Origin of the sequence: Desulfoscipio gibsoniae DSM 7213, from assembly GCF_000233715.2 — a bacterium.
GTDB classification, from domain to species: domain Bacteria; phylum Bacillota; class Desulfotomaculia; order Desulfotomaculales; family Desulfallaceae; genus Sporotomaculum; species Sporotomaculum gibsoniae.
On record NC_021184.1, the window covers coordinates 1,337,477 to 1,357,337 of the forward strand.

Sequence of the window (19,861 nt, forward strand, 5' to 3'; positions counted from 1 at the left end):
GTTAATTCAAGCATATTGGAATTTGTTTGAATTCTTATAATGTATCTACCTTATAACGGGAGTTTTCCCCGCCCGTATATCTGCCTGCATTTTCCCTGCGCAGGCAGGTCATTGGTTTGTGTTATTGTTTTCATATGCAGTAAACGGTGCAATAGATTTTTTTCAGGACAATCTTGCTGAAAGGAACGGTACTTCAGTGTGGAAATGGTTTGGGAAGGATTGGCAAGGGCTGTGCAAATGCTGCTATCCGGTGACCCGGCAGTGCTGCAGATTACTTGGTTTACATTACGGGTTTCCGGCACGGCCACATTAATCAGCTTGTTAATTGGGGTGCCGCTGGGGCTTTTATTAGCTTTTAAGGTTTTTCCCGGACGCAGCGTGGCAGTGAGTCTGGTAAATATGGGCATGGGACTGCCCCCGGTGGTGGTGGGTCTGTGGGTCAGCCTGCTGCTCTGGCGTTCGGGCCCCCTGGGGTTCTTGGACCTTATCTACACTCCTACAGCCATTATAATTGCCCAGGCAGTTATTGCTTCGCCAATTGTAACGGGCTTTAGCATGGCGGCTATTGGGCAGCTAAACCCCAAAATCAGGCTGCAAATATTGGCCCTGGGGGCTTCTCGCTGGCAGCTTTACTGGCTGCTGATCAAGGAAGCCCGCCTGGGCTTAATGGCGGCGGTGATTGCCGGTTTTGGCGGGGTGGTCTCCGAGGTGGGCGCGGCCATGATGGTGGGTGGCAATATTCTGGGGCAAACCCGTACATTGACCACTGCCACCGTAATGGAAGTTAATAAGGGTAATTTTGATATTGGCATTGCACTAAGTGTTATACTTTTGTTACTGGCCTATGTGGTTACATTTACTTTAACCATGCTGCAGCAAAGGGGCCGTTATTAGAAAGAAGGTGTAAAAATGCAGGATAGATTCCAGCGGCAGATCAATTACTTGCGCATTTCGGTGACCGACCGGTGCAACCTGCGCTGCGTTTACTGTATGCCTGCTGAGGGGGTTCAATGCTTACCGCACAGTGAAATATTAACTTTGGAAGAAATCGTCGACGTTGTTAAGGCGGGAGTGAGGGTTGGTATTAGAAAAGTGCGCCTTACCGGAGGGGAGCCGCTGTTGCGCCGCGGTATTTTGGAACTAATAAAAAAGCTGAGTGATATCCCTGAAATAGACGATATTGCATTAACGACCAATGGAATTTTGCTGGGGGATATGGCGAAGGATTTAAAGGTGGCCGGGTTGAAACGGGTCAATATAAGCCTGGATACTTTACAACCTGCACGTTTTCACCGTATCACCCGGGGCGGGAACCTGAATTTGGTGCGCCGTGGTATTGATGCTGCTCTGGAAAACGGACTTGAGCCGGTTAAAATAAACACGGTAGCCATCCGGGGTTTTAATGATGATGAGCTGCTGGAACTGGCCAGGCTTAGCATGGAATTGCCGCTGCACGTCCGGTTTATTGAATTAATGCCCATTGGAACCTCGGATGACTGGTCCCGGGAAAGATTTATTTCCACCCAGGAAGTCAAGGAATTAATCGGTGGGGCGTTGGGCAATCTGGAAGACGAGAAGGTGATTGCCGGTAGCGGACCGGCCCGTTACAGTCGTTTGCCCGGCGCCCCGGGTACCATTGGCTTTATTTCGGCGGTGAGCAATCATTTTTGTGCCACTTGCAACCGGCTGCGCCTGACGGCCACCGGTCAGCTGCGGCCCTGTTTGTTCAGCGGCCGGGAAACCGACCTTAAGCAGGCACTGCGGGCCGATGCCGGGCCCGATGAACTGGCCCGCATTTTCCAAAAGGCTATTTTGGCCAAGCCCGACGGCCATAACATGGCGGTAGGCTGGCAGAAGGACGATCGCATCATGTCCCAAATCGGAGGTTGATTGTATTAATGAGTGATCATGGATATCAGGGTTTGAATCATTTCGATGCCGGCGGCGCGGCCCGGATGGTAGATATCAGCGGCAAGGATGATACCGTGCGGGTGGCGGTGGCCCGGGGCGAGGTACTTATGCAGCCCGGTACGCTGGAACTGATTGACCGGGGCGGAGTAGCCAAGGGTGATGTGCTGGGCGTGGCCAGGGTGGCCGGCATTATGGCGGCCAAAGAAACCGGACGGCTTATTCCTATGGCCCATCCCATTACCTTGACCGGAGTTAATGTGGATTTTCGCCTGCAGCGGCCCGGCCGGGTGCAGATCCAGGCACGGGTTCGTACAACAGGCAAAACCGGAGTGGAGATGGAGGCGCTTACGGCGGTTACCGTGGCCGGATTGACCATTTATGATATGTGCAAAGCCGTGGACCGGGAAATGGTGCTGGGGCAAGTCAGACTGGTACATAAAACCGGTGGTAAAAGCGGCACATTTGAGAGGGAAGGTGAACAGATATGGGATACGTAGTAGCGGTTTGCACCAGCCCCAAAAAGGGCATGCGCAAAAAGAACGTCGGCACCGGCCGGCTGGTGGCTGAGCACGGGATTGAAGGGGACGCCCATGCCGGTCCGTGGCACCGCCAGGTTAGCTTATTAGCACTGGAAAGCGTGCAAAAAATGCGTGATGTCGGGCTGGATGTCAATCCCGGCGATTTTGCTGAGAATATTACCACAGTGGGCCTGGATCTGGTTGCCCTACCCATTGGCACAAAAATAGTCATTGGTGGCGAAGCGCTGGGTGAAGTTACCCAGATCGGCAAGGAATGTCATACCCGCTGTGCCATATACCAGCAAGCCGGGGACTGTGTCATGCCCAAAGAGGGCATATTTATCAAAGTGCTAAACGGAGGTACTGTAAGGGTGGGCGATGAGGTGAGGGTCATTGGTGAATAACAGCACTTTGCCGGTAATCTCCATTGTGGGTTGGGCCAATACGGGCAAAACCACTTTTCTGGAAAATCTGGTGGCCGAACTGCGGAGCCGGGGAGTGCGGGTGGGTGTAATCAAGCACCACCGGGGACCCTTTGAGCTGGACAAGCCGGGCAAAGACACCTGGCGATTAGCCCGGGCCGGGGCTGTTTGTACCGCCATTGCCGGTCCCGGCAAGGTCGGCCTGGTCATAGAAATGGAGGGCGACCCCGACCCCGGTGCCATTGCTGCGCTAATGTCTGGCGTTGACCTGGTTTTTACTGAAGGATACAAAAAGGGGCCGTATCCCCAGCTGGAGGTGCGCCGGGCCGGGTACGGTGAGGAACGGCCGGCGGCCCGGGCCGGGCAGTTGGTGGCGGTGGTGGGGGAACGTTCCCCCGGTATGGAAAATGTGCCGTGTTTTGATGTAGGGGATATTGATGCCGTGGCGAATTTTATAATAGAGAGGTTTTTAGATAAGGTATTGGATTAAATCATTGCATATGAAGACTTTGTTTGTACGATATTAATACATTGTATAATTCATGGGTATTATAATTTTTTATGAAGTATAAATCTATGCGAGTTGGTGAGTTGCTTATGAGTGAACTAACTGGCGAACAGCTGGCACGATACAAGAGAAATATTTTGCTGGACGGGGTGGGTACGGCTGGTCAGTTTAAGTTACTGCAGTCCAGGGTTTTAGTCGTTGGTGCCGGCGGTTTGGGTTCTCCGGCGGGGTATTACCTGGCAGCGGCGGGTATTGGGCATATTGGCCTGGTTGATGGCGACCGGGTGGATTTGTCCAACCTGCAAAGGCAGATTATCCACACCACAGCTGACCTGGGGCGGTCCAAAATCGACTCGGCCCGGGAAAAAATCACCGCTCTTAATCCGGATGTGCAGGTAAACGGTTACGGGGAGTGGTTGGACGAGCAAAATTTTAGAGAGTTGATTTCGCGTTATGACCTGGTGGTAGACGGTACTGATAATTTTGCGGCGCGTTTACTGATTAACAGGGCCTGTGTAGAAGAGCAAAAGCCCTATATTTTTGGCGGGGTGCTCGGTTATTCCGGCCAGGCCATGACTATACTGCCCGGTCAGGGGCCGTGCCTGGCTTGCATATTTAGGGATGTGCCCCCTGATGATGCTCCGTCAAGCGACAAGCTGGGTGTTTTGGGGGCGGTGCCCGGTATAATAGGCGCGGTGGAAGCAGCTGAGGCTGTCAAGGTGCTATTGGGTATTGGGGAACCGTTGCTGGGGCGTCTTTTTACCTTTGACGCCCTGTCCATGCAGTTTTATACTGTTGAAATCAGCCGTGACCCGGCTTGTCCCGTTTGCGGTACCTGATTAATAGCAGCGAGATAATTTGCGGTCACGTTTTGGTGATTTTGCTAAGTTCAAATGACTCATGTTTAAATTGTTTTCGGCGGTGTTTTATTTTATGAAATACTTCATTGATTTTCTAACCGAACTAAAAAAAGGCACTATAGCCCCGGTTTATTTACTTTACGGCCCGGAAAGCTATTTGCGGGAGCAGGCTATTGAGCGTCTTAAAGAGTACGTTTTGCCTCCTGGCGGGGAGCAATTAAACTTTGAGGTGCTGGACGGTTCCGTAATGTCGGGGCAGGAAATCGCTACTGCCGCCGCCTCCACCTCATTTATACCGGGGCGACGTCTGGTGCTTGTACGCAGTCCGCAAATATTCCAGGCTAATTCAGGAAAAAACGAACGAGAAATCAAGCATGTGTTGGATTATTTAGCAGCCCCCTGTCCGGGTACTTGCCTGGTATTTGAGACGGCCCAAAACGTGGATCGGCGTAAAAAAATATATAAAGAAATGGCCCGGGCGGGACGGGCTATCGAGTTCACCTTGTTAAAGCCGGCCGATCTTACCAAATGGTTGGCCAAGCGGGCTCGGGAAGAAGGCTGTGCCATTAACCGGGAGGCCGCGACGGAATTATTGGCCCGGTGCGGGCGTGATATGTATACCCTTTATCACGAAATGCAGAAACTGACGTGCTATAAGGGACCGGGTAAAACCATTGGTTTGGGGACAGTGCGGCAGTTGGTAGCCCCACGGGTGGAGGAAAGCATATTCGAAGTGGTTGATGCCATAGGGGAAAAGAATTGCGTGCGGGCACTGTCCGGGATCCGTAATTTACTGTTGCAAAAACAGCAGCCCCAACAGATCATCGGTATGGTGGCCAGACAGTTTAGATTGATATTACAGGTGCAGGGATTGGCCGGGGCGGGCCAATCACGGGAGCAGATCATAGCCGTCCTTAAATTGCACCCTTTTGTATATACAAAAATTTATGGGCAACGTAGAAATTTTTCGGTGGCGCAGCTGGTGATGGCCTTAAATAATCTTGCTGAGCTGGATCATTATATAAAAACCGGCCGGGCCGATTTTTACCCTGCTATGGAGACTTTTATCTTAAAAATATGTGCTTGAAAATAAATTAACCACCCATGTTTGCGTAACTGGGTGGTAGTTTTTTAACCGGCTATATTCTTATTAAAGAATTTGGTCAGGCGGGATTTTTGACGGGCCGCTGTATTTTTATGTAGTACGCCCTTGGTAACCGCCTTATCTATGGTAACAAGTGCCCGACGTAATTTCACTTGAGCGTCTTCTTTGTTGTCAACGGTCATTGCTTCATGGAAGCGACGGACAGCTGTGCGAACTGTAGATTTAATGCGCCGGTTGCGCTCGGTGCGTTTTTTGATAATCAGCACCCGTTTGGCAGCAGATTTAATATTAGGCATTTTTTCACCTCCCAACAGCGTCAATTTTACCATGAGCTAAAAAAAAATGCAAGCTTCGCCTGGTATACAGGCGGTTTTTTTGGTTAATCATAAATATAGGATAAAGAAAAGGAGGTGAAGTCAAAATGACACAATGGATTGGACTGGCTATTCGCTTTGTTGTTTCAGCACTTGTATTAATTGTTGTTAGCTGGCTGGCCCCCGGTTTTGTCGTACAAGGTGGTTTTACCGGCGCTTTAATAGCTGCGGCTGTAATTGCGGTGCTGGGTTATGTGGCCGAAGCTTTACTGGGTGATAAAATTTCACCGCAAAACCGCGGCATTGTGGGCTTTATTACCGCTGCCGTGGTGATTTACCTGGCGCAATTTATCATACCCAATCTGCTTAACGTAAGTTTGGTAGGCGCACTAATTTCAGCCTTTGTAATCGGGCTTATTGACGCCGTGGTACCGACAGTGCTGCGCTAACGAACCGGGATTTGGCACAATCACAGTGCAATTAAATCCAGCCGTTATTGTAACCGGTACGGTTAACCACTGGCCCGTTATAAGGCACCCTTAACCCCCGTTGTAAATCGACGGGGGTTAAGTCTTTTCGGGGGGCGGTTCTTTTGCTTCCCGGGCATCCTTTTGCCGGGTTGCCTGCCTATGGTAATAATCCCATGCGCCCGGGCATAGTATAAGACAGGTCTAAGACAAAGGGAGCAAGGGGACGGTTCTCTTGCTTCCGTGCCAGCCGATGTAAAGGGTGTTGTGGTTCAAAATTTTGTTCGAGAGGATAAGGAGGGGTTTGATGTACCCCGCGTATCACCATCGCTATCGTTGGTACAGGCTGCGCACCAGGTTAAGGCCAGGTATATATATAATGGTGTCGCTGGTTCTGTTTATCATATTAATTAATTGTTTGGTTGTTTTATCTCCTGCCTTAACCAGGGCCGGGCACGAGTTATTAAATGTGCTGCTGGCGTGGAACGACCGCGATCCCCGTGGGATTATTCGAGTGGCCGTGCCGGTAATGGCCTGGTCGGGCAGCCAAGAAGATGTTCCCCAGGTGGCGGGGCCGGGTGCTTTGACGGCACCACTGGCGCGGGTGTTTCGTCCTGACCCGCAGCGCCCGCTGCATATTTTAGCTTATCAAATGCCCCTTATGGCCGAGGTAACCCAACCCGAAGAGCCGACTGCTTTAGTAATGGCTCCTGAAGCGGAACCGTTACCCGATCAGGAAGCGGCGCTGGACTTGCCGCCTCTTTCGGAGGAAAGCCTGGTGGCTATTTATAACACCCATACCGGTGAAACCTATGCCCTAACCGACGGTATGGAGCGGCTTACCGGTAAGCGGGGCGGGGTGGTAAAGGTAGCTGAGGCACTGGAAGATGAGCTGGAAAAAAAATACGGGCTGCGGGTAGCCCGCTCCGATGTCATTAATGATACCAATTATAACAGTTCCTACACAACTTCCCAGCAAACTTTACAAAAACTGCTGGAGGATAACCCGGCGGTTCAAGTGGTGCTGGATATTCATCGTGATGCCGGCAAGCCCCGGGAAGACAGCCTGGTCACTGTGGACGGGCAGCAGGTGGCTCCGGTGTTGATTGTGGTTGGCTCTGATGCCCGGTCTCCTTTCCCCACCTGGCGGCAAAACTACAGCTTTGCCAAAGAGCTGTCAGCTGAGATTGATAAACAATATCCCGGGCTATGCCTTGGGGTACGTATTCTGGAAGGCCGCTATAACCAGTTTTTGCATCCCGGGGCTGTGCTGTTGGAAGTGGGCAGTGTAAGTAATTCCACTGAGGAAGCGGTTCTTGCGGCACGCATGTTGGCCGGTCCCGTGGCGGAGATGGTTAAACGCAACTTGGATGCTGAATGAGCATATGAATTTCTGCATTTGGCAATAATAAGCATTAAAAACATTAAAGCGGTGATGTTATGCGGACACCAAGTAAACCCATGCTGTTCAGCCTGGGCATATGTATTGGCCTAATTTTTTTTAGCATAAATATTGCTTTAATAAATTTTAATCGCTTGGTGGTACCTGAGCAACCGTTAGTACTGCTTAATTGGCACGCAGATGGAGAAAAACTGGAAATTTGTTTATTGGGGGAGACCCTGCGTCTGCCTAATTTTGGCGGCACCTGGCCTGGCTTGATGCAAAATATGCATGAGCAGGTCGGTATATTGTACAGCATTGGCCGGGATGAATTTATGCGCCGGCTGGACCCGGTGCAGCAAAAAGTACGGGAGAGCATTGGCTGGCCATAAGTAGATCGAAAAAGGCTTATTCATGTCAATAACTACGCCCTTTGCCTGTAAATTTAGGTAAAGGGCGTTTTTCTGATTATTTAGATTCATAGGGCAGGAAACAGCTATTTGGACAGCTAAATATATATATTATTAATATCCTGACAATTCGATGATTGTCATAATTAACACGGTTTAGACAACAGGAAAGGGGCAAAAATAAATGCAACAAATAAAAAGTCCACTGGATGTTTACAAGCTGCTGCCTAAATCAAACTGCCGGCAATGCGGCATGCGAACTTGTCTGGCCTTTGCCGATGCGGTATTTAAGGGCATTAAAAGTATTGGCGAATGCCCTCAAATGGAAGGCAGTGACAACCTTGATATTGATAGTCAGGTGACTAGACCCCAGGGTATTATCCAGCAACAGGAACAAATGCTACAACAATTAAAAAAGGAAATGGCCAGCGTGGATCTTGCTGTCATAGCCCAAAGATTGGGTGGTTCTTATATAGACGGCAAGCTGACCATCAAAATCCTGGGCAAGGACTTTCATGTTGATGGTAGTGGTAACGTTACCTCGGCTATTCATGTTAACACTTGGGTGACAGTGCCGCTACTCAACTATATAATAAGGTATAAGGGGGAAAACCTTTCTGGTAACTGGGTTGCATTCAGGGAATTAAAAAACGGTAATATCAGACAGCCGCTTTTTGAGCAGCGCTGTGAAAAGCCTTTACAGCAGATGGCCGAGCGTGATATGGATCTTTTTGAAGATTTAATTTCTGTTTTTGGCAAGCCGGCCAAGGATATCTTTTCTTCAGATATGGCATACATCCTGTACCCCTTGCCCAAAGTGCCCATAATGATCAGCTACTGGGGGCCGGAGGAGGAAGGAATGGAGGCCAGGGTAAATATATTCTTTGACCAGGCAGCTCAGGAGAATCTCGACATAGAATCCATTCATATGCTCTGTAGCGGCATTGTAACCATGTTTGAAAAAATCAATGCCAGACATGGTTAAGGTTATGATATTTCTAAAAACTAATGTGGGGGATGTTTAAATGCTGGTAATTGATCGTTTTGAAGGGGAATATGCTTTGATCGAGTACAGAAGAAGGATATTTCATATCCCTAAAATGTTGGTGCCTAAGGGTGTTAAACCGGGCGACGTTATCAACATCCAGATCAAAGTGGATCAAGAAGCTACTGAGCGTAGGAAAAAATCTATTGACCAGCTGGCCAATGAGGTGTTTTCTGAATAGAAAGATGGTGAATTATGCCGCGGTATAGCATCAGAATAAGTAAATTATGGCCTGTTATTCTCATTACAGTATTTCTCTTACTGGCTGCCGGATGTAATGATGGGTCTATAACTCCAGGGCCCACGGGCCAGGAGTCCGGGCAAAACGGGTATCACCAATCAGCCGTGGTGCAAAATCCGGGAGATGCATCACCCGGCCGGCTAAAGGTTCATTTTCTGGATGTTGGTCAGGCCGATAGTATTTTGGTGCAATTACCCAATGAACAGAACATGCTTATTGACGCCGGCGATAATAATGACGGTGATACAGTGGTTGATTACTTGGCCAAAGCCGGTATTAAAAGGATTGATTATCTTGTGGGCACACATCCCCACGCTGATCATATCGGCGGTATGGATACGGTAATCAAGCATTTTACCATTGGTGAGGTATTTATGCCCCGGGTAACCAGCACCACCCGAACATATGAAGATGTGCTTACGGCAATAAAGGAAAAAAAATTAAAAATTACCACCGCCAAAGCGGGCCTTAAAATAGTGGATGACGGTTCCCTCCAAGTGGTAATGCTCTCCCCTCATGGCACGGAATACGCAGATATGAACAATTACTCCGCAGTAGTCAAGGTTACTTTGGGCGAGGTCAGTTTCCTTTGCATGGGCGATGCTGAGGAACAGGCAGAAATGGAAATATTGGCGAGCAGTCTGTCTCCCCAGGCTGACGTTTTAAAAGTTGGCCATCATGGCAGCCATTCTTCAACTTCAGAGGCTTTTTTGCAAGCGGTGCAGCCCCAATACGCGGTTATATGCGCCGGTGTCGGTAATGATTATGGCCACCCGCATAAAGAAACCCTGACCAGGCTGCAAGGGGTCCAAATATTTAGAACTGACCTTGATGGTACGGTTGTCTTTGCAACTGATGGCCAGGAGATTAATGTAACTACTGGCAAACGTAATATTGATTCATCCGTGTCGCCGGGGGAAGCAGGTCTGGACAACGGCCAAAAAGACGGTGGCGCAAACGGACAAAATAACGAGCAAGTTTACGTGGATGATAACGGCCGGGGCTTGATTAAAGGGAACATAAACTCCAGGGGAGAAAAAATTTACCATATGCCGGGTGGGGCCAATTATGACAATACTAAACCTGAGCAGTGGTTTAAAACCGAAGCTGAAGCCGTGGCCGCCGGGTTTCGGCCGGTGAAGGGTTAGCTATCTTCTTTACTGCTTGACGTATAACCCTCTTATAATGTCAACCCGTGCTGCCGGGAAAATGACGGTGACCTGGCTTGAAGAGCATAAACTGTGCCTTTTTATAGGTTCTTTTCACCTTTACAAGCAAATGCTATAATATGATGAATTGACCTTATTTAAGGAGAGAGGAATTACCGTTGGAAAGAAGACAGGATCGTATTCGTAACTTTTGCATCATTGCTCATATTGATCATGGCAAATCCACCTTGGCGGACAGGTTGTTGGAATATACCGGCGCGCTGACCCAGCGGGAAATGTCCGAGCAGGTGTTGGATAACATGGAGTTGGAGAGGGAACGGGGCATCACCATTAAATTACAGGCGGTACGCATAAATTACCAGGCCAAAGATGGGCGGGAATATGCTCTAAACCTTATCGATACGCCGGGACACGTTGACTTTACCTACGAGGTGTCCCGAAGCCTGGCCTCTTGCGAGGGAGCCCTGCTGGTGGTGGATGCGGCTCAGGGCATTGAAGCTCAGACGCTGGCCAATGTCTATCTAGCTATTGACCATGACCTGGAAATAATCCCAGTGATTAATAAAATAGATTTACCGGCAGCCGATCCCGAGCGGGTGAGAAGTGAAATCGAGGAGGTCATTGGTTTAGATGCCTCTGACGCTGTACTGGCTTCGGCTAAAACGGGGCAAGGCGTAGAGGAAATTTTAGAAAAAATTGTTCAGAAAATTCCCCCGCCCCGGGGTGATGAAAATGCTCCGTTACAGGCGCTGATTTTTGACTCTCATTATGACTCGTATAAAGGTGTGATTTGTTACTTCAGGGTAATGGAAGGCCGCATCAAAAAAGGCTTACCCATTAAAATGATGGCTACCGGCAAAGAATTTGAGGTCAACGAGGTAGGGGTTTTCAGACCAGCCCCGGGCTTGGTTGACGAGCTGAGGGCTGGCGAGGTAGGTTTTTTGGCTGCCAGTATTAAAAACGCCCGGGATTCCCGGGTGGGGGATACCATTACGGATGCCCGCCGTCCCGCCGTCGCTCCTCTGCCGGGCTATCGCCAGATTAAGCCAATGGTCTATTGCGGGCTGTACCCCGTGGAATCCAACGATTACGGTGATTTGCGTGATGCTCTGGATAAGCTCAAGCTAAACGATGCATCACTGGTGTATGAAGCTGAAACCTCTGAAGCCTTGGGCTTTGGATTTCGCTGTGGTTTTTTAGGGCTTTTGCATATGGAAATCATCCAGGAGCGTCTTGAACGGGAGTATGGGCTGAGCTTAATTACCACTGCTCCAAGCGTAGTATACCGGGTTAATACCACCGCCGGGGAAACGCTGGAGATTGATAACCCCAGCTTGATGCCGCCCAGCGGCAAAATAGTATCGATGGAAGAGCCCTTTGTGGCTGCAACTATTATGGTGCCCCAGGATTTTGTGGGGGCGGTGATGGAGATCAGCCAGGAGCGCCGGGGCGTTTACAAAGATATGGTTTACATGAGTCAGAGCCGGGTGATGGTTAAATATGACCTGCCTTTAAGCGAAATTATTTTTGACTTTTTTGATCAACTTAAGTCACGTACCAGGGGTTACGCCTCTTTAGACTACGACTTGGCGGGCTACCGGCAGTCCAAACTGGTTAAAATAGATATTCTGGTCAATGAGGAGCCCCTGGATGCCCTGAGCTTTATTGTGCACCAGGACAAGGCATATCAGCGGGGCCGGGCACTGGTGGAAAAATTGCGGAGTCTGATTCCCCGCCACCTGTTTGAAGTGCCTATCCAGGCTGCCATAGGTAACAAGGTGGTAGCCCGGGAAACGGTGCGGGCTCGCCGCAAGGACGTGCTGGCCAAGTGTTACGGGGGTGACATTACCCGCAAGCGTAAACTGCTGGAAAAACAAAAAGAGGGCAAAAGGCGTATGAAGCAGGTGGGTAACGTTGAAATACCCCAGGAAGCGTTTATGGCCGTACTGAATATTGGAGAGGATAAAAAATAAGGGGAAATGATATAGATGAGCTGTTTTTTGATTAAAAAATTGATACGGGATGTGTAATGGTAAAATTTAGCAACACTAAAATGTTTTTCAATGGTTTGCCCACTGCTCTGTATATTCACGTACCCTTTTGTGTGCGTAAGTGTCCTTATTGTGATTTTATTTCTTATCCATATAATGAATCAGACGCCCGACATTATATCAACGGATTACGCCGGGAAATGGAGTTGCGGGATGGTGGTCAATATGATAAACGGTGGCATTTGTCCACCGTTTTTATCGGTGGGGGTACACCAACATGTTTATCAAACGTAATGCTTCTGGAAATAATAGCTTTAATAAAAAATCATTTTAATCTATTACCTGGCGTGGAATTTACTGTAGAAGCCAACCCCGGTACGGTGGATACAGGTAAACTTAACGCTCTGCGCAGGGCCGGGGTCAACCGGCTAAGTTTAGGAGCCCAGGCTTGCACTGAAACCACGCTGAGCACCTTGGGTCGAATACACACACACAGGCAAACAGTGGCTGCGGTGCGGCAGGCCAGGGAAGCGGGTTTTTCTAATATCAACCTGGATCTCATCTTTGAGGTGCCGGGCCAGACGCTCACCGAGTGGCAGTGCTGTCTGGAGCAGGTGGTGGCTTTACAACCCGAGCACGTATCCGCCTATGGTCTACAGCTGGAGGAGGGTACACCTTTAAAAGAATCGGTTGATAGTGGTAAATTGGTGCCCTGTGCCGAAGATACCGGCTTAGCCATGTACCGGAAGGCCATTGAAATTCTAAAAGCGGTCGGGCTGGAGCAGTATGAAATTTCTAATTTTGCCCGGCCAGGGCGGCAGTGCCGCCACAATCTGATTTACTGGTATAACGAAGGTTACCTGGGATTGGGCCCGGCGGCTCACTCCTACGTCGGGGGGAAACGTATGGCCAACGAGTCCGGTCTGGCGGAATACAATTCCAAGCTTAGGGACGGGAAAATTCCGGTAGCCTGGACGGAACAGATTACTCCGGAAATAGATATATTTGAAACTGTTTTTTTAGGGCTGCGCATGAACTGCGGGCTGGATTTAGATCGCTTTAAACGGCGGTTTGGTGCGGAACTTGATCATTTTTATCCCGGCGTAATGAATGCATTAATAGATAAAAGGTTCCTGGAACAGCGGGGCAACCATTTGCGCTTAACCGCAGACGGTTTGGCGGTTGCCAATGCAGTGATGAGTGAATTTGCTCCCTCCTGAATATTCTTGACAAATGAAATCACTAGTGCTATGTTTTTAATAGATGTTAGCACTCGATTTGAGAGAGTGCTAACAAGGAGGTGTCACAAATGACCCTTGATGCCAGGAAAAAAAATGTTCTCATGGCCATTGTGCAGGATTACATTGCCACTGCGGAACCGGTTGGTTCACGGACCATTGCCAGGAAATATAAGCTGGGGGTGAGTTCGGCAACTATCCGCAATGAAATGGCCGACCTGGAAGAGATGGGTTATATTGAACAGCCCCATACATCGGCAGGGCGGGTACCTTCTGACCAGGGATATAGGTATTATGTGGATTATTTGATGAAACGCGAGGAGTTTAATTCAGAAGAAGCCAAACTAGTGCTGAATGGTTACCTGACCAAAAAACAGGAAGTAGGCGATGTGCTGAGAAGTACCGGGCAGCTATTGTCGCAAATTACCAATTATACCGGAGTGGTTATGACTACTCACTACGGCAAGGGCAGGTTTAAACATATTCAGCTGGTTCACATGGGTGGGAGGCAGTCTATGGTTGTGGTGGTAACCGATGCCGGGGCTGTACATCACCGGATTATTGATATTCCAGAGAATATTGGGCCCACCGACCTGGATACCATATCCTCTGTATTGAATCATAAACTACAGGGTAAAACAATTGAAAATATACGTCTAACATTGATTAAAGAAATTTATTTCGAGCTGGCAAGGCAAAAACATATTTTGAATATGGCGATGGATGTAATTCAGGAGGGGCTGTCCCTGGAAAAAGGGGAAAAAATATATCTGGGCAGCATTTTTAATATTTTAAACCAGCCCGAATTCAATAATATAGAGAAGGTAAAAATACTGCTCAGCTTGTTGGAAAATGAACATGAGCTGGCCAATGTGATGGTTGATGTTTTCCAGGAGGAGGGCGTTACGGTACGCATTGGCGAAGAGATGGTGGACGGCCGGATGAGGGATTACAGCCTGGTAATGGGTACGTATCACATGGAAGGTAAGCCGGTGGGTAGTATCGGCCTCTTGGGACCCACCAGGATGGATTATGCCCGGGCCTTTGCCGTGGTGGAATACATGACGGATAATCTTTCAATGGTTATGGAAAGGCTGATACGCTGGCGAGGTAAATAAGCGTAGCTTTCAGGATTCGATATGATAAATTTAATGATAAATTTAATATTAAACCACACTATGAGCATAAAAAACATGGTTTAACTTTGTAAGTGGTGGCCAAGGAGTGATGGACATGGATAAACTGCATCGTACTGCGGCCGACAGTGAAGAGGGCCGGAACGTGGATGCCGCCAATGCGGTACCGGGCGAGCATTTGCCGAATGAGGATTTAAAGCGGGCAGACCACCAGGCAGGTAACGATGTTGGGGGGGTAACCGGAACCAGGACTGCGCAGGAAGGCGGGGCAACGGGGCATTCACCGGGAGAACCGGTGGATGAGTTTGCCGATCAGCCAGTGGATTTGGAGCAGCTGCAAAGGGAGCTGGCCGATCAAAAGACAAAAGCAGAGGAATACTTAAATCGGCTGGTACGCCTGCAGGCTGATTTTGATAACTACCGCAAGCGCACAGTTAAGGAAAAGGAAGAATTTTTTAAATATGCCGCGGCTTCTTTATGCGAGGCGTTGCTGCCCGTGCTGGATAATTTCCAGCTGGCTCTGGCTGCCAAAGACCAGAACCCGGCCCAGGTGGCCGAGGGAGTAGACATGATTTTCCGGCAGTTGCAGGATGTATTGCAAAAAGAGGGGCTTACGCCGGTGGCAGCGGTGGGTGAACAATTTGATCCCACCCGGCATGAGGCTGTTATGCAGGAAGTAACGGATGAGTATGCTGAAAACACTGTAACAGCCGAATTGCGCCGGGGATATTATCTAAAAGACAAATTACTTCGTCCGGCGATGGTTAAGGTGGCTAAACCTGAGGGTTAATTGATAGCAAAATATTAGGAGGCGATATAGATGGCAAAAGTACTAGGTATTGACCTGGGTACCACCAACTCCTGTATGGCTGTTATGGAGGGTGGGGAAGCGGTGGTTATACCTAATGCTGAAGGCGGGCGAACTACCCCTTCGGTGGTGGGTTTTTCTAAAACAGGCGAGCGGCTGGTGGGCCAGGTGGCTAAAAACCAGGCGGTCAGCAACCCCGATCGCACCATAAGCTCCATAAAAAGGCATATGGGCTCTAATTATAAAGTAAATATAGATGGTAAGGATTATACACCCCAAGAAATATCCGCCATGATACTGCAAAAACTAAAAGCAGACGCGGAAAGCTATCTGGGTGAAAAAGTTACCCAGGCTGTAATCACTGTACCGGCCTACTTTACCGATGCACAGCGCCAGGCCACCAAAGATGCCGGTAAAATTGCCGGCCTTGAGGTATTGAGAATTATCAATGAGCCCACGGCGGCATCGCTGGCTTATGGTCTGGATAAAGGCGATGAGCAAACCATACTGGTTTTTGACCTGGGTGGTGGTACTTTTGACGTGTCTATTTTGGAGCTGGGAGACGGTGTGTTTGAAGTCAAGGCCACCAGCGGTAATAACCGGCTGGGTGGCGATGATTTCGACCAGCGCGTCGTGGAATACCTGACCAGTGAATTTAAAAGGGAAACCGGTATTGATTTAAAAGGTGACCGGATGGCTATGCAGCGCCTAAAAGATGCGGCAGAGAAGGCCAAGGTTGAACTGAGCGGTGTTATGTCCGCCAATATTAACCTGCCCTTTATCACAGCTGATGCCAGTGGCCCTAAGCACCTGGATATTAACCTTTCCCGGGCCAAGTTTAATGAGCTGACGGCGGATTTGGTGGAAAAAACTATGGGACCTACCAGACAGGCCATGGCTGATGCTGGTTTGCAGCCCCAGGATATTAATAAGGTGCTGCTGGTGGGCGGTTCCACCCGTATACCTGCGGTGCAGGAAGCCATTAAAAAATATCTACAAAAAGAACCTCACAAGGGTATCAACCCGGACGAGTGTGTGGCCATTGGAGCCGCTATCCAGGGCGGTGTGCTGGCCGGTGAAGTCAAGGATGTACTGCTGCTTGACGTTACCCCGCTTTCTCTAGGTATTGAAACCCTGGGCGGTGTATTTACCAGGCTGATCGAACGTAATACCACCATTCCCACCTCTAAGAGCCAGGTTTTCTCCACCGCTGCAGACGGGCAGACTACGGTTGAAATCCATGTGATGCAAGGCGAGCGTTCCATGGCGGCTGATAATAAAACCCTGGGTCGGTTCCAGCTGTCCGGTATACCGCCGGCACCCCGGGGTGTGCCGCAAATTGAGGTTAGTTTCGATATAGATGTAAATGGTATCGTCAATGTATCAGCCAAGGACAAAGGTACGGGCAAAAGCCAGAGTATTACCATTTCGGGTGGTTCGGGTCTTGGCGATGAGGAAATTGATAAGATGGTTAAAGACGCTGAGAAAAATGCTGCAGAGGACGAGCGGCGTAAAGAATTGGTGGAACTGCGGAACCAGGCCGACAGCCTGATTTACCAGGCGGAGAAAACTATCAAAGACCTCGGGGACAAAGCCGACAAAGATAAAGTGGAACAGGTTAACCAGGCTGCAGATAAGCTTAAGGAAGCCGTCAAAGGTGATGATATCGATAAAATTAAGTCAGCCACAGAAGAATTAACCAAGCCTCTGTACGAGCTGTCCGCCGTGCTTTACCAACAGCAGCAGGCCGGGGCTGATCAGGCCGGCGGTGCCGGAGCGGGTTGTGGCGCCGGTGGTTGTGGCCAGGCGGCCGAGGGTGATAAAGAGAACGTGGTGGATGCCGAGTACGAGGTGGACGGGGATAAAAAGGATAAATAAAGTATTGTTCGGTGTTTGGTAACAGGATTTTGGCATATAGCGTAGAATAGTTAAAGGTCGTATGATTTTAAAATAAGTACTGCGCGGGAGGGCTTCTCTAAGCCCTCCCGGTGGTGTTTGAAGTATGAGGTGGTGGATGCCGTGGCAAAGCGGGATTACTATGAGGTGCTGGGTGTTTCCCGGGACGCTTCACCGGATGAGATTAAAAAGGCTTTTCGCAAGTTGGCCCGCCAGTATCACCCCGACGCCAACAAGGGGGATCATAACGCTGCGGAAAAATTCAAAGAAGTCAATGAGGCCTATGAGGTGCTAAGCAATCCTGATAAGCGGGAGGCTTACGACCGTTTCGGACATGCGGCCACAGACGGCCAGTTTAATGGTGGCTTTGGGGGTTTTGGCAGTGCTGATTTCGGTGGTATTGGTGATATATTTGATATGTTTTTCGGCGGTGGCGGGCGTCAGCGGCGGCACGGTCCCGAGCCGGGTGCCGATTTGCGCGTGGATATGGAGATAACCTTTGAGGAAGCCGCCTTCGGCTTAGAAAAGGATATTAAAATTCCCCGTACTGAGGATTGCAGTACCTGTGGTGGTAGCGGTGCGGCACCAGGCACCACAAAGAAAAACTGTGACGTTTGTCACGGCACGGGACAGATTCAGTACGCCCAGAGCACCCCATTCGGGCGTATTGTGCAGTCCCGCACCTGTGACCGCTGTCGCGGTGCCGGCGTGATTATCGAAAAGCCCTGCCCCACCTGCCGGGGATCCGGTAAAGTGCGACGCAGCAGAACATTAAAGGTAAAGATCCCCGCCGGGGTGGATACAGGTTCCAGACTGCGCCTGGCCGGCGAGGGGGAAACGGGTATGCGAGGCGGACCACCGGGCGATTTGTTTGTTTATATCCATGTACAGCCTCACGCTATTTTTAAACGTGAAGGAAATAATGTCATTATTGATGCCGATATTAATTTTACCCAGGCTGCTTTAGGTGATGAAATCAATGTACCCACTTTAGAGGGTCAGGCCAAGCTGAAGGTGCCTGAGGGGACCCAGTCGGGCACGGTACTGCGCATGAAGAGCAAGGGTATTCCTGATGTACGGGGCTATGGTCGCGGGGACCAGCATATACGCATCAGAGTGGTTACCCCTACTAGGCTTACCGGCAAGCAAAAGGATCTGCTGCGGGAATTTGCCCGTATCGAGGGACAAAAGCCGCAAAGTGGGGAAAAGGGGTTTTTTGAAAAAATGCGGGACGCTTTTTCGGGTTAGCAAGTGACAGGTGCAAACGCCTCACAGTTACGCTAGCAAGGTATAGCTGTATTATGACCGCGAGCCCCAAACGACTGCTGCAGCAATGTTTAAATTGCTGAGAATGTCGAAAATTGTCCACAAGTTTAGGTTAATTTAAGTCTGACCCCGGGGGGTTTTGATTTGAAATGGCTGGAGATTGCCGTTACTGCTCCTGCAGAGCTGGTGGAAGCAGTAGCGAATATTTTTAATGAAATTGGTTCTGGCGGGGTAGTCATAGAAGACCCCGCCTTAATTATAGACCTTGTCACAAATGGTACTGCTGAAACAGTAGCCCCTGCTTTAAAGCTGCCCCAAAGCGGGCAGTCTGTAGTAAAGGGCTATTTTTGCTGCGATTGTGCCCTGGCGGACCGGTTGGAGCGTTTGTCTCACAGACTTACCGACTTGCCCGTGTTCTGGCAAACCAGGGAAGTCAGGGAACAGGATTGGGCAACTGCCTGGCAGAAGTATTATAAACCGGTGCGGGTGGGTAAAAATATTGTTATAAAGCCATCCTGGGAGGATTACACCGCCCGGGCGGGGGAAACAGTTATTGAACTGGATCCCGGTATGGCCTTTGGTTGCGGCACTCATGCCACCACTGCCATGTGCCTGACTTTACTTGAAGAATTAGCACCGGTCCATGCAGTGGTTTATGATGTGGGCACGGGGTCAGGCATACTGTCAGTGGCGGCTGCGCTGCTGGGTGCCCGGCAGGTGACCGCCGTGGATATTGATGAACTGGCGGTACGGGCGGCCAGGGAAAATGCCGAGCGCAACGGTGTGGCGGATCGGGTTACGGCAGTGCAGGGCAACCTGTTGGATAACCTGGCGGGGGGTCAGGCCGACCTGGTGGTGGCTAATATTATTGCCGATGTAATTATCCGCTTGGCTCCGGATGCCGCGGCTGCGCTTAAGCCTGGCGGCAGGTTGGTGGCCTCGGGAATTATTAAAGACCGTGCCGAAGAAGTACGCCGGGCTTTGGACGACGCTGGCCTTGAACCCTTAAAAGAATTAACCAAGGGCGAGTGGGTGGCTATGGTTTATCGCAGGGTGTCGGCTGTTAAACGTTAAGTTGTCGGAAGGTTGAAGTCTAAGATTAGCCGGTGCCACCTTCGGGTACCGGGTGTTGAAAGTTGAAAGGCAAAATAGGTCAGCCGTTTTAAGGTGTGATA

Annotated in this window: 21 protein-coding genes; 20 read left to right on the plus strand and 1 reads right to left on the minus strand. The window is 49.8% G+C overall.

The features are described 5' to 3' along the window. Positions 1-198 precede the first annotated feature (198 nt). From DESGI_RS06185 to holA, 7 genes are all read left to right on the plus strand, one after another. Positions 199-894 carry an ABC transporter permease gene (locus DESGI_RS06185; protein WP_006522604.1) on the plus strand — a complete coding sequence of 232 codons (696 nt, stop codon included), beginning with the start codon at positions 199-201 and terminating at the stop codon, positions 892-894. Between the two features lie 15 nt (positions 895-909). After that, positions 910-1,890, plus strand: a complete 981-nt coding sequence (gene moaA, locus DESGI_RS06190; protein ID WP_006522605.1) for a GTP 3',8-cyclase MoaA — start codon at positions 910-912, stop codon at positions 1,888-1,890. 8 nt (positions 1,891-1,898) lie between these two features. After that, a complete protein-coding gene (gene moaC, locus DESGI_RS06195) occupies positions 1,899-2,408 on the plus strand; it encodes a cyclic pyranopterin monophosphate synthase MoaC (protein ID WP_006522606.1) in 510 nt (169 codons plus the stop codon). Beyond that, positions 2,396-2,833 carry an MOSC domain-containing protein gene (locus DESGI_RS06200; RefSeq protein ID WP_006522607.1) on the plus strand — a complete coding sequence of 146 codons (438 nt, stop codon included), beginning with the start codon at positions 2,396-2,398 and terminating at the stop codon, positions 2,831-2,833. The genes moaC and DESGI_RS06200 overlap by 13 nt, the downstream gene beginning before the upstream one ends. Then, a complete protein-coding gene (gene mobB / locus DESGI_RS25315; RefSeq protein ID WP_207638362.1) occupies positions 2,826-3,341 on the plus strand; it encodes a molybdopterin-guanine dinucleotide biosynthesis protein B in 516 nt (171 codons plus the stop codon). The genes DESGI_RS06200 and mobB overlap by 8 nt, the downstream gene beginning before the upstream one ends. 107 nt (positions 3,342-3,448) lie before the next feature. Then, positions 3,449-4,198 (plus strand): HesA/MoeB/ThiF family protein, encoded by a 750-nt coding sequence (locus DESGI_RS25320; protein ID WP_006522609.1) that lies wholly within the window; start codon positions 3,449-3,451, stop codon positions 4,196-4,198. Between the two features lie 94 nt (positions 4,199-4,292). Next, positions 4,293-5,306, plus strand: coding sequence for a DNA polymerase III subunit delta (gene holA, locus DESGI_RS06215; RefSeq protein WP_006522610.1), 1,014 nt, complete (start codon positions 4,293-4,295; stop codon positions 5,304-5,306). Positions 5,307-5,350: 44 nt separating this feature from the next. Here the strand turns inward: holA and rpsT are convergent, their stop codons facing one another. Beyond that, the gene (rpsT, locus tag DESGI_RS06220) at positions 5,351-5,620 is read right to left on the minus strand and encodes a 30S ribosomal protein S20 (protein ID WP_006522611.1); all 270 of its coding nucleotides are present in this window, start codon (positions 5,618-5,620) and stop codon (positions 5,351-5,353) included. Positions 5,621-5,745: 125 nt separating this feature from the next. On the opposite strand from rpsT, the gene DESGI_RS06225 reads away from it, so the two are divergent. The 13 genes from DESGI_RS06225 to prmA all read left to right on the plus strand — a co-directional run bounded on the left by DESGI_RS06225 (position 5,746) and on the right by prmA (position 19,760). Next, complete coding sequence (locus tag DESGI_RS06225) at positions 5,746-6,087, plus strand: phage holin family protein (RefSeq protein WP_006522612.1); 342 nt, start codon at positions 5,746-5,748, stop codon at positions 6,085-6,087. 325 nt (positions 6,088-6,412) lie between these two features. Further along, positions 6,413-7,486 carry a stage II sporulation protein P gene (spoIIP, locus tag DESGI_RS06230; RefSeq protein WP_006522613.1) on the plus strand — a complete coding sequence of 358 codons (1,074 nt, stop codon included), beginning with the start codon at positions 6,413-6,415 and terminating at the stop codon, positions 7,484-7,486. Positions 7,487-7,545: 59 nt separating this feature from the next. Then, on the plus strand, positions 7,546-7,878 hold the full coding sequence (locus tag DESGI_RS06235; RefSeq protein ID WP_041284797.1) for a hypothetical protein: 333 nt from the start codon (positions 7,546-7,548) through the stop codon (positions 7,876-7,878). A 202-nt stretch (positions 7,879-8,080) separates the two neighbouring features. After that, entirely contained in the window at positions 8,081-8,881 is an 801-nt protein-coding gene (locus DESGI_RS06240) for a DUF3786 domain-containing protein (RefSeq protein WP_006522615.1), read from the plus strand. A gap of 40 nt (positions 8,882-8,921) precedes the next feature. Next, complete coding sequence (locus DESGI_RS06245; protein ID WP_006522616.1) at positions 8,922-9,122, plus strand: DUF3006 domain-containing protein; 201 nt, start codon at positions 8,922-8,924, stop codon at positions 9,120-9,122. Between the two features lie 14 nt (positions 9,123-9,136). Next, the gene (locus DESGI_RS06250) at positions 9,137-10,330 is read left to right on the plus strand and encodes a ComEC/Rec2 family competence protein (protein WP_006522617.1); all 1,194 of its coding nucleotides are present in this window, start codon (positions 9,137-9,139) and stop codon (positions 10,328-10,330) included. Between the two features lie 179 nt (positions 10,331-10,509). Then, a complete protein-coding gene (gene lepA, locus DESGI_RS06255; RefSeq protein WP_006522618.1) occupies positions 10,510-12,324 on the plus strand; it encodes a translation elongation factor 4 in 1,815 nt (604 codons plus the stop codon). A gap of 56 nt (positions 12,325-12,380) precedes the next feature. Further along, positions 12,381-13,562: a radical SAM family heme chaperone HemW gene (gene hemW, locus DESGI_RS06260; protein WP_006522619.1), complete on the plus strand. Its 1,182-nt coding sequence runs from the start codon at positions 12,381-12,383 to the stop codon at positions 13,560-13,562. An 89-nt stretch (positions 13,563-13,651) separates the two neighbouring features. Beyond that, positions 13,652-14,698, plus strand: a complete 1,047-nt coding sequence (gene hrcA / locus DESGI_RS06265; protein WP_006522620.1) for a heat-inducible transcriptional repressor HrcA — start codon at positions 13,652-13,654, stop codon at positions 14,696-14,698. A 115-nt stretch (positions 14,699-14,813) separates the two neighbouring features. Continuing rightward, positions 14,814-15,506: a nucleotide exchange factor GrpE gene (gene grpE / locus DESGI_RS06270; RefSeq protein ID WP_006522621.1), complete on the plus strand. Its 693-nt coding sequence runs from the start codon at positions 14,814-14,816 to the stop codon at positions 15,504-15,506. Positions 15,507-15,536: 30 nt separating this feature from the next. Beyond that, positions 15,537-17,402, plus strand: a complete 1,866-nt coding sequence (gene dnaK, locus DESGI_RS06275) for a molecular chaperone DnaK (protein ID WP_006522622.1) — start codon at positions 15,537-15,539, stop codon at positions 17,400-17,402. 141 nt (positions 17,403-17,543) lie between these two features. Next, complete coding sequence (gene dnaJ / locus DESGI_RS06280) at positions 17,544-18,668, plus strand: molecular chaperone DnaJ (protein ID WP_006522623.1); 1,125 nt, start codon at positions 17,544-17,546, stop codon at positions 18,666-18,668. Between the two features lie 162 nt (positions 18,669-18,830). Continuing rightward, positions 18,831-19,760 (plus strand): 50S ribosomal protein L11 methyltransferase, encoded by a 930-nt coding sequence (gene prmA / locus DESGI_RS06285; protein WP_006522624.1) that lies wholly within the window; start codon positions 18,831-18,833, stop codon positions 19,758-19,760. Positions 19,761-19,861: the final 101 nt, after the last annotated feature.